General features: G+C 71.8%; 9 protein-coding genes and 1 riboswitch. Of the genes, 8 read left to right on the forward strand and 1 reads right to left on the reverse strand.

Going from position 1 to position 9428, the window contains the following annotated elements:
- Window positions 1-131: 131 nt before the first annotated feature.
- Window positions 132-551 (reverse strand): STAS domain-containing protein, encoded by a 420-nt coding sequence (locus tag AB0G02_RS21380; RefSeq protein WP_360797102.1) that lies wholly within the window; start codon window positions 549-551, stop codon window positions 132-134.
- Between the two features lie 451 nt (window positions 552-1002).
- On the opposite strand from AB0G02_RS21380, the gene AB0G02_RS21385 reads away from it, so the two are divergent.
- From AB0G02_RS21385 to gcvP, 8 genes are all read left to right on the forward strand, one after another.
- A complete protein-coding gene (locus tag AB0G02_RS21385) occupies window positions 1003-1245 on the forward strand; it encodes a hypothetical protein (protein ID WP_360797104.1) in 243 nt (80 codons plus the stop codon).
- Between the two features lie 233 nt (window positions 1246-1478).
- Window positions 1479-2066: a CDP-alcohol phosphatidyltransferase family protein gene (locus AB0G02_RS21390; protein ID WP_360797106.1), complete on the forward strand. Its 588-nt coding sequence runs from the start codon at window positions 1479-1481 to the stop codon at window positions 2064-2066.
- A 59-nt stretch (window positions 2067-2125) separates the two neighbouring features.
- The gene (gene gcvH, locus AB0G02_RS21395) at window positions 2126-2509 is read left to right on the forward strand and encodes a glycine cleavage system protein GcvH (RefSeq protein ID WP_360797108.1); all 384 of its coding nucleotides are present in this window, start codon (window positions 2126-2128) and stop codon (window positions 2507-2509) included.
- Window positions 2510-2622: 113 nt separating this feature from the next.
- Window positions 2623-3084 (forward strand): glycogen accumulation regulator GarA, encoded by a 462-nt coding sequence (gene garA / locus AB0G02_RS21400; RefSeq protein ID WP_033427969.1) that lies wholly within the window; start codon window positions 2623-2625, stop codon window positions 3082-3084.
- Between the two features lie 14 nt (window positions 3085-3098).
- Window positions 3099-3782 (forward strand): MerR family transcriptional regulator, encoded by a 684-nt coding sequence (locus tag AB0G02_RS21405; protein ID WP_360797110.1) that lies wholly within the window; start codon window positions 3099-3101, stop codon window positions 3780-3782.
- A 166-nt stretch (window positions 3783-3948) separates the two neighbouring features.
- Window positions 3949-4422 carry a bifunctional nuclease family protein gene (locus tag AB0G02_RS21410; protein WP_053720858.1) on the forward strand — a complete coding sequence of 158 codons (474 nt, stop codon included), beginning with the start codon at window positions 3949-3951 and terminating at the stop codon, window positions 4420-4422.
- A 1031-nt stretch (window positions 4423-5453) separates the two neighbouring features.
- The gene (locus AB0G02_RS21415; protein ID WP_360797112.1) at window positions 5454-6020 is read left to right on the forward strand and encodes a MerR family transcriptional regulator; all 567 of its coding nucleotides are present in this window, start codon (window positions 5454-5456) and stop codon (window positions 6018-6020) included.
- A 188-nt stretch (window positions 6021-6208) separates the two neighbouring features.
- Window positions 6209-6300, forward strand: a riboswitch (glycine riboswitch).
- A 155-nt stretch (window positions 6301-6455) separates the two neighbouring features.
- Complete coding sequence (gene gcvP, locus AB0G02_RS21420; protein WP_360797114.1) at window positions 6456-9344, forward strand: aminomethyl-transferring glycine dehydrogenase; 2889 nt, start codon at window positions 6456-6458, stop codon at window positions 9342-9344.
- Window positions 9345-9428 lie beyond the last annotated feature (84 nt).

Below are 9428 nucleotides of genomic sequence, written 5' to 3' on the forward strand. Positions count from 1 at the left end.
GTGCTCGAAGTAGTGCCGCACCGAGCCGATGGCCAGGCCCGCCTCGGCGGCGCCGCCGCGCACTCGTCGCGGCGGGCGTGGATCAAGTCATCGACCTGGTACCGCACGTCTAGACCCGTTCCGTCCGCTCGTCAGCGGGCCCGGCCGGCCTCCAGGGCCTGCTCGACCGACTCGAAGATGCTGAACACCTCACCCAGCCCGGTGGCGGCCAGGGGGCGGGTCACCGCGCGCTCCACCGCCACGACGCGGAACTCCGCGCCCCGGCGCTGCGCTTGCTGCGACGCCTCCACCAGCACCGCGAGCCCGGCCGAGCCGAGGAAGCTGACCCCGGACATGTCCAGCACCAGCGTCTCGCCGGCGTCGAGGTGCCGCAGCACGTCCGCCCTCAACTGGGGAGCCGTGAGCATGTCGACCTCACCGCTCACGGCGACCACGGCAACACCCTCGCCCGCGGTGCGGGCGACGAGCCCGAGCTGCCCGGCCCGGGGGCCACCGGCCGCGGCGGACTCGGCTCCGCTCGTCTCCACGACGTCCGGATCCTGAACCGTCACGAGGCACTCCTCTTCCGCTGTGAACCGCTGAATCGGGAAGCCCGGACGCGCGCACGTGCAGACGTGCGCGCAGCGCAGAGCAGCAGCGTGGCGGAAACAATCCCGCTAGCCGGACTTCCCGGCGCGGCTGTTGGCTCAACCGCTGCGCCACCCACCGTACGTAGCCCGTCGCGGCACCACAAGCGCGGTGGGCGGCGCCTGATCAGTGCCAGTGTAGTGCGCGATTCGGCGTGCGGTGGGTGACGGACGGTGAACGGTTTGGTACCGCTGGGACCGGTTACACCTCGGGAGAAGCGCTTCGGCGGCGTCCGGGCAACTCACCGACGAGACCGCCCGGCGGGCGCGACTGGGCACGAATGCGGAGGTGGTCCGGACCGCGGTCGCGCAGAATCGGGTGACGGGGATAACGCCGCGAGAGCCGTGAGCGACAACCCTGGTGGAGGGATTTCAGATGAGCACCAGAACGGAAACCGAGTCCGAGCCCGCGAAGCACAGGGCAGTGCGTGCCGTCACCGCGGTCGCGGCGCCGCTGCCCACAGCTCCCTGCAGCGTGGTCTGGAGCAAGGGCCACGCCTACGTGCTCGAAGGTTTCCGCGCCCGCTGGGTCGGCGTCGACGACCGGGGTCGTCCCCAAGCGCTCAGCGGTGACGAGCTGCAACGCCGCGGCTGGAGCCGCACCCGCTCGAACAACTGACCCTCGGACCTCGAACAACCGGACGATCCCGGACCTCGAACACCCGGACGAACGCCGGTCGACCCCGCCCACCCGAGCGGGTACGACCCGCACCGACCGTGCCGCGCCGGCACCGCGCGTCGACCACCGCCGGACACCGCGAGCCCCTTCGACGGGCCACCGCGGGTCCTCCGGCCACGTCGCACCGCGAGTCGGCCACCGGGGCACGCCGGGCGGCCCTCTACAGTGCGGACGTGTCGCACGATCCAGCCGACCGGCTGCTGACCATCCCGAACGCGCTGAGCGTGTTGCGGCTGCTCGGCGTGCCCCTGTTCCTGTACCTGCTGCTCGTGCCCCACGCCGACGGCTGGGCGCTGGTCGTGCTGGTCGCGGCGGGCCTGTCCGACTGGCTCGACGGCAAGGTCGCCCGCTGGCTCGACCAGGCCAGCAGGCTCGGCGCGCTGCTCGACCCGGCCGCCGACCGGCTCTACATCCTCGCCACGCTGCTCGCGTTCGTCGTGCGCGGCATCGTGCCCTGGTGGGTGGCTGTGGTGCTGGTCGGCCGCGAGGTCGTCGTCGGCGTGTGCCTGCCCGTGCTCCGGAGTCGCGGCTACGGCCCGTTCGAGGTGAACTACCTGGGCAAGGCGGCGACGTTCAACCTGCTGTACGCGTTCCCCATGCTCCTGCTCGCCCAGGGCACCTCCACCGCCGCGCAGGTCGCCCGGCCCGTGGCGTACGCGTTCATGGTCTGGGGCGGGGCCTTGTACCTGTGGTCGGGGGTGCTGTACGTCTACCAGTTCACCCTCGCGATGCGTCGACGGCCGGGGGTCGCGCCGGCCTGAACGCCGACGTGGGAAGATCCGGCAGCGAAGATCCACCGTCACTGAAGGAGCACACCGCGGTGATTCCCGAGGAGCTCAAGTACACCGAGGAACATGAGTGGGTGCTGCGCACAGGTGAGGACACCGTGCGCGTGGGCATCACCGACTACGCCCAGGAGCAGCTCGGCGACGTCGTGTTCGTCCAGCTGCCCGAGCTCGGCGAGCAGGTCGCGGCCGGTCAGACCCTCGGCGAGGTGGAGTCCACCAAGAGCGTGTCCGACATCTACGCGCCGCTCGCCGGTGAGGTCGTCGCGCGCAACGACTCGCTGGACCAGCAGCCCGACCTGGTGAACACGGACCCGTACGGCGAGGGTTGGATGGTGGAGCTGCGGCTGGACGACCCGACCGCGGTCGACGACCTGCTCGACGCCGCCGCGTACCAGGAGCTGGCGGCGCAGGGGTGACGTCGATCTTCCGGCGGCTCTTCGGTCGGTGGGGGAGCCGCCCCTCAGACAAGGGTTCGGGCACGATAGGTTCTAGCGGTCTCGAGAGTTCCAGCAGCAGGAGGAGAGCTCAGGTGAGCACGAACGACGGGCCAGGCGTTCCGCCCGAGCAGTCCCCGGAGCGGACCTCCGTCTTCCGGGCCGACTTCCTCGCCGAGGTCGAGGGCGCCGAGGCGCCCGCCCAGGAGCCGGCCGTCGCGGGTGTCGACGCGCTGCCCGCCGGATCGGCTCTGCTCGTGGTCAAGCGCGGCCCCAACGCGGGGTCGAGGTTCCTGCTGGACCGCGACACGACCAGCGCGGGGCGGCACCCCGACAGCGACATCTTCCTCGACGACGTGACGGTCTCCCGCCGCCACGCCGAGTTCCGCCGTGAAGGCGGCGAGTTCGTGGTCATCGACGTGGGCAGCCTCAACGGCACCTACGTCAACCGCGAGCCCGTCGACCAGGCGGTGCTGGCGAACGGCGACGAGGTGCAGATCGGCAAGTTCCGCCTGGTGTTCCTGACCGGTCCGGGCGCCGGGGGCCAGGGGGCCTGAGCGATGGGGCTCCGGTGACGGCGGCCGGGCGGCCACGCGGGGGGTTGAGCATCGGGGCGGTGCTGGCGCAGCTGCGACCCGACTTCCCCGACGTCACCATCTCCAAGATCCGATTCCTGGAGTCGGAGGGGTTGGTCCGCCCGGCGCGCACGGCCTCCGGGTACCGGCAGTTCACGTCCGCGGACGTGGACCGCCTGCGGTACGTGCTGTCCGCCCAACGCGACCGGTACCTGCCGCTGAAGGTCATCAAGGAGCAGCTGGAGGCGGCCGACCACGGCGCGTCCAAGGCGTTGCGCGCGGCCGACCTCGCCCCGCCCGCCGGGCACCGCGTCACCCGCGAGGACCTGCTGGCGCGGGCCGGCGTCGAGCCCGGTGTGCTGGCGGACCTGGAGCGGCACGGCCTGATCAGGGCCGGTGCGGGCGGGTTGTACGACCACGAGGCGGTGCAGATCGCGTCGACCGTGCGGGCGATGGTCGAGCACGGGGTGCCGGCGCACCACCTGCACCCGTTCCGCGCCGCCGCCGACCACGACGTAGGGCTGGTCGAGCAGGTCGTCGGCGCGGCGGACCGGCAACGCGACCGGGCCGGTGCGGACGACGTCGTGCGGGAAGTGGCGGCGCTCTCGGTCACCCTGCACGCACTGCTGGTGAAGGTGGGTCTGCGCGACGTGGTCGGCCGCCCTGTTTCGCCCAGGTGAACGCGTGTCCGCATCGTGATCGGAAGCGCGCGGGATCGTGATGGGAAGCCGGCGGGCGGTTGCGCACTGAGCCCGCTTGGCGGGTAGCGTCGAAACTGTACGTGGGGGATCCTCGTGAGGTAGCGGGGACGCCAGAATTTCAGCGCGCTGAGGGAGGCGAGACCCGATGAGCGAAATGCGCGTCGTCGGCGTGCGGGTGGAACTGCCCGCCAACCAGCCGATCCTGCTGCTGCGTGAAACCGAGGGCGAACGGTACCTGCCGATCTGGATCGGATCGGTCGAGGCCACGGCGATCGCGTTGGAGCAGCAAGGTGTCCGTCCTGCCCGGCCGTTGACGCACGACTTGCTCAAGGACGTCATCGGGGCCCTCGGCAGGCAGTTGGAGCAGGTGCGGATCACGGACCTGCAGGAGGGCACGTACTTCGCGGAACTCGTGTTCGACGGCGACATCCGGGTGTCGGCGCGGCCCAGCGACTCCGTGGCGCTGGCCCTGAGGATCGGCGTGCCGATCCACGCCGAGGAGTCCGTGCTGGCGGAGGCGGGCCTCATCATCCCGGACGAGCAGGAGGACGAGGTCGAGAAGTTCCGCGAGTTCCTCGACTCGGTGTCCCCGGAAGACTTCCGCGGCGCCGACACGTAGGCCGCGGGCACTCGGGTCTCGACACGTGCCGCCCCGCACTCAGCCGCCTCGCAGCGGCCGAGCGCGGTACGCGACCAGGCCACCCACCGGCTGCCGGTCGGTGTGGTGCGCCCAGACCGTGCCGGTCGAACTTCGTCGCGGTGGGGCCGGTAGGCGTCGCGTCTTCACGTAGTCCGGGCTGCTTCTGAGCCGCGCTGGTAGCCACGCTCCTCCACGGGTCCATCCAGCACTGTCCACCTCGCGCCGTCCACACCCGAGCCAAGCCCCGCATCGCGCGCTGCCCGGCCGCGCGTCGCCACAGGCCTCCGCCCCCTGCACCGCTGGACCGCTGATCCGGCGCGCTCCATCCCGCCGCACCCTCACTCGCCACACACCCGCGCTCTCCGCGCGCCTCCGCTGCCGCTGCCCGCTCGCCGCCCGCCCGCCTCTGCTACCCGCTCGCGAGCCACCGCCCGCCCGCTGCCGCCACCCATCCACGCCACCCGCCAGCGCTCCCGTTGCCAGCCTGCGGCCCCGCTGGCCCGCTTACCGCCTGCGGCCTCACTCGCGGCCCCGCCTGTGGCCCTTCCTGCCCGCCCGGGGGTCCTGTCGCCCGTGTGTCCGGCGGCTGCCTGTGGACAACTAGGGCAGGCGCGGTGGGGGTGTGGACAAGCGGGTCGGGTGCTTGACAAAGGTCGGCACTTGCGAAGGGCCGGGACGGCGGTCGGGCGCCGGGGACGGCCCTTCGCAAGTGTGTGCGGTGCGTTGTGGATCAACCCCGCGTGCCACCTCCGGGTGTCACAAGTTCGGATTACACAACGTCAACATCGTTCGGCTAAACGATCACTAAACGTCATCCGAATGGCTTACGCCGGGCGACTCTCTCAACCTCAACCTCACGTTGAGGCCAGACACGCCCCGCGCGTCGCGTTGACCTGCCCCCTAGGCGGTCTTACCGTCGAACTCAGGTGAATTGCCACGGTGTTATTCGGGCACCGCGGCGGCTTCACGTTGGTCGCCGGTCGTCGTGACCGGACCGAGGGGAGGCAGGCGTGGTCGAGGAAGCGCCCATCCGGGCCGGATCCGGTGAACAGGGTGAACTGTTCCCGGACTCCTCGCTGCCGGACGAACTGGTCGGGTACCGCGGCCCCGCCGCGTGCCAGATCGCGGGCATCACCTACCGCCAGCTGGACTACTGGGCGCGCACGGGGTTGGTCAACCCGACGATAAGGAGTGCCCAGGGCTCAGGCAGCCAGCGGCTCTACTCGTTCAAGGACATCCTCGTCCTCAAGGTCGTCAAGAGACTGCTGGACACCGGCGTCTCGCTGCAGAACATCCGGGTCGCGGTCGACCACCTGCGCCGCCGCGGCGTGCAGGACCTGGCCCGGATCACGCTCTTCAGCGACGGGACGACGGTCTACGAGTGCACGTCCCCGGAGGAGGTGGTCGACCTGCTGCAGGGCGGCCAAGGGGTGTTCGGCATCGCGGTCAGCGGCGCGATGCGGGAGATCAGCGGCACGATCCACGACTTCCCCGCCGAACGCGCTGACGGGGCCGAGATCGTGGAGCCGTCCGACGACGAGCTGTCCCGCCGCCGCCGCACCCGGGCCATCGGCTGAGGCGGACGAGAGAGGCCACCGGAGGGTCGGAAGCGGCCCGAGGCCCACGGCGAGCGACCGGAGACCGACTGCGAGCGACCGACTGCGAGCGACCGGCGGCGGGCAGGCGGCGTACCGGGCACTGAGATCCACGTCGCGCGACGGCATTGCCCGCACGTCCAGCGGGTAGTCTTTCGCGCGTAGTCGCTTTATCCCGCGCGGGAGAGTCCGAGCCAGCCTCGGCGCCGAAGGAGCAAATCCTCCCCGGAACCTCTCAGGTGCAAAGGACCGCGCGGGTGAGACGCCTCTGGAAAGCGGGTCGGGCACAACCGGCCGACCCCGCCGACGGTGCAAGCCCGCCAGCCGGGTGAAGCTCTCAGGCGCCCGACGTCGGGCGGAAGACAGAGGGGGAGGGCAACGGCAGAAGTCTGTCCGGAGCCCTGGAGGCCAGCACCGATGACGCAGGACCGCATCCCCCTCGCCGCACTCGAGCACGGCACCCCGTTCGCCGACCGGCACGTGGGCCCGCGGCCCGCGGAGCTGGCCCGCATCCTCGACGTGATCGGTGTCGGCTCGCTGGAGGAGCTCGCGCAGCACGGTATCCCCGAGTCGATCCGCGAGCGCGACCTGGTGCTGGACCTGCCCGCGCCCGCCACCGAGACCGAGGCGCTGGCCGAGCTGCGCGCCCTGGCGGCGCAGAACCGCCCGATGACGCAGATGATCGGCCTCGGCTACTACGGCACGACGACCCCGCCGGTGATCCGCCGCAACGTGCTGGAGAACCCGGCCTGGTACACGGCGTACACGCCGTACCAGCCGGAGATCTCCCAGGGCAGGCTCGAAGCGCTGCTGAACTTCCAGACCGTCGTGGGCGACCTGACCTGCCTGCCGCTGGCCAACGCCTCGATGCTGGACGAGTCCACCGCCGCCGCCGAGGCGATGACGCTGGTCCGCCGGGCGGGTCGGTCCAAGTCGGACAAGTTCGTCGTGGACGCGGACACGCTGCCGCAGACGCTGGCCGTCATCGAGACGCGTGCCGAGCCGCTGGGCATCGAGATCGTCACCGCCGACCTGTCGCAGGGCATCGAGGGCCTCGGCCTGGGCGGCGACTTCTTCGGCGTGCTGCTGTCCTACCCCGGCGCGTCCGGTGTGGTCCGCGACCACGCGGCGGTGATCGAGGAGGTCCACAAGGCGGGCGCGCAGGTCGTCGTCGCGGCCGACCTGCTGTCGTTGACGCTGCTGCGCCCGCCCGGCGAGATCGGCGCGGACGTCGTCGTCGGCACCACCCAGCGGTTCGGCGTGCCGGTCGGGTTCGGCGGGCCGCACGCCGGGTACATGGCGGTGCGCCAGGGCCTCGAACGGCAGCTGCCGGGACGGCTCGTCGGCGTGTCGGTCGACGCGGACGGCTCGCTCGCCTACCGCCTCGCCCTCCAGACGCGGGAGCAGCACATCCGCCGGGAGAAGGCGACCAGCAACATCTGCACCGCGCAGGTCCTGCTCGCGGTGATCGCGTCGATGTACGCGGTGTACCACGGTCCGGAAGGGCTGAAGGCCATCGCGACCCGCGCGCACCGGATGGCGACCGTGCTGGCCGCCGGCCTGCTGGAGAACGGCGTCGAGGTCGTGCACGGCGAGTTCTTCGACACCGTGCGGGCCAGGGTCGAGGGCCGCGCCGCCGACGTCGTCACCGCCGCGCGCGAGCTGGGCGTGAACCTGTGGCAGGTCGACGCGGACGTCGTGTCCATCGCCTGCGACGAGACCACCACGCGCGACCACCTGGAACGGGTGTGGAAGGCGTTCGGCGTGACCGTCGCGGACGTGGACGGCCTGGACGCCGACACCGCCGACGGCATCCCCGCCGACCTGCGCCGCACCAGCGACTACCTGACCCACCCGGTGTTCCACTCGCACCGCTCCGAGACCGCGCTGCTGCGCTACCTGCGCGCGTTGTCCGACAAGGACGTCGCGCTGGACCGCAGCATGATCCCGCTCGGCTCGTGCACGATGAAGCTCAACGCCACGGCCGAGATGGAACCGATCACCTGGCCGGAGTTCGCCGACCTGCACCCGTTCGCGCCGCCGTCGGACGCCGCCGGCCTGCTGACGATCGTCGCGGACCTGGAGCGGTGGCTGGCCGAGGTCACCGGGTACGACGCGGTGTCGTTGCAGCCCAACGCGGGCAGCCAGGGCGAGTTCGCCGGCCTGCTGGCGATCCGCGCCTACCACCGCGCCAACGGCCACGCGCACCGCGACGTGTGCCTGATCCCGTCCAGCGCGCACGGCACCAACGCCGCGTCCGCCGTGATGGCCGGGATGCGGGTCGTGGTCGTCAAGTGCGACGACCACGGCAACGTCGACATCGAGCACCTGCGCGAGACGGTCGACGCGCACCGCGACGACCTGGCCGCGATCATGATCACGTATCCGTCGACGCACGGGGTGTACGAGGACACCGTGCGCGAGGTCTGCGGGCTGGTGCACGACGCGGGCGGCCAGGTCTACATCGACGGCGCGAACCTCAACGCGCTCATCGGACTGGCCCAGTACGGCAAGTTCGGCTCGGACGTGTCGCACCTGAACCTGCACAAGACGTTCTGCATCCCGCATGGCGGCGGCGGTCCCGGTGTCGGTCCGATCGGCGTGCGGTCGCACCTGGCTCCGTTCCTGCCGAACCACCCGCTGCAGCCGTCGGCCGGTCCGGCGACCGGCGTCGGTCCGATCAGCGCCGCGCCGTGGGGCTCGGCGTCGATCCTGCCGATCTCGTGGGCGTACGTGCGGATGATGGGCGCGGACGGCCTGCGCCGGGCGACGCTGACCGCGGTGGCGGCGGCGAACTACGTGGCACGCCGGTTGGACGAGCACTTCCCGGTGCTCTACACCGGCGAGGGCGGCTTCGTGGCCCACGAGTGCATCCTCGACCTGCGCCCGATCACCAAGGCGACCGGTGTGACGGTGGACGACGTGGCGAAGCGGTTGGCCGACTACGGGCTGCACGCGCCGACCATGTCGTTCCCGGTGGCGGGCACGCTCATGGTGGAGCCGACGGAGAGCGAGGACCTGGCCGAGATCGACCGGTTCATCGACGCGATGATCGCGATCCGGCACGAGATCGACCGCGTCGGCTCGGGCGAGTGGCCGGTCGACGACAACCCGCTGCGCAACGCGCCGCACACGGCGGCGTCCATCGCGGCCGAGTGGGACCACCCGTACAGCCGTGAGGTGGCGGTGTTCCCGGCGGGCACGTCCGCGCCGAAGATCTGGCCGCCGGTGCGCCGCATCGACGGCGCGAAGGGCGATCGCAACCTGGTCTGCTCCTGCCCGCCGGTCTCCGCCTACGGCGGCTGACCCACCGCACCCGGCCCCGGCGGCGGGTGCCCGCGCGCGCCCCCGGGCCCGGGCGGGACGGCGTGGGGGGGGGCGGGGCCAGCG

The sequence above is a fragment of the Actinosynnema sp. NPDC023658 genome, from assembly GCF_040639995.1.
GTDB lineage: Bacteria > Actinomycetota > Actinomycetes > Mycobacteriales > Pseudonocardiaceae > Actinosynnema.

Excerpts from the sequence above, each read along its gene's own strand:
- AB0G02_RS21385 (WP_360797104.1), top strand. The coding sequence starts at position 1,003 with ATGAGCACCAGAACGGAAACCGAGTCCGAGCCCGCGAAGCACAGGGCA.
- AB0G02_RS21410 (WP_053720858.1), top strand. The coding sequence starts at position 3,949 with ATGAGCGAAATGCGCGTCGTCGGCGTGCGGGTGGAACTGCCCGCCAAC.
- gcvP (WP_360797114.1), top strand. The coding sequence starts at position 6,456 with ATGACGCAGGACCGCATCCCCCTCGCCGCACTCGAGCACGGCACCCCG.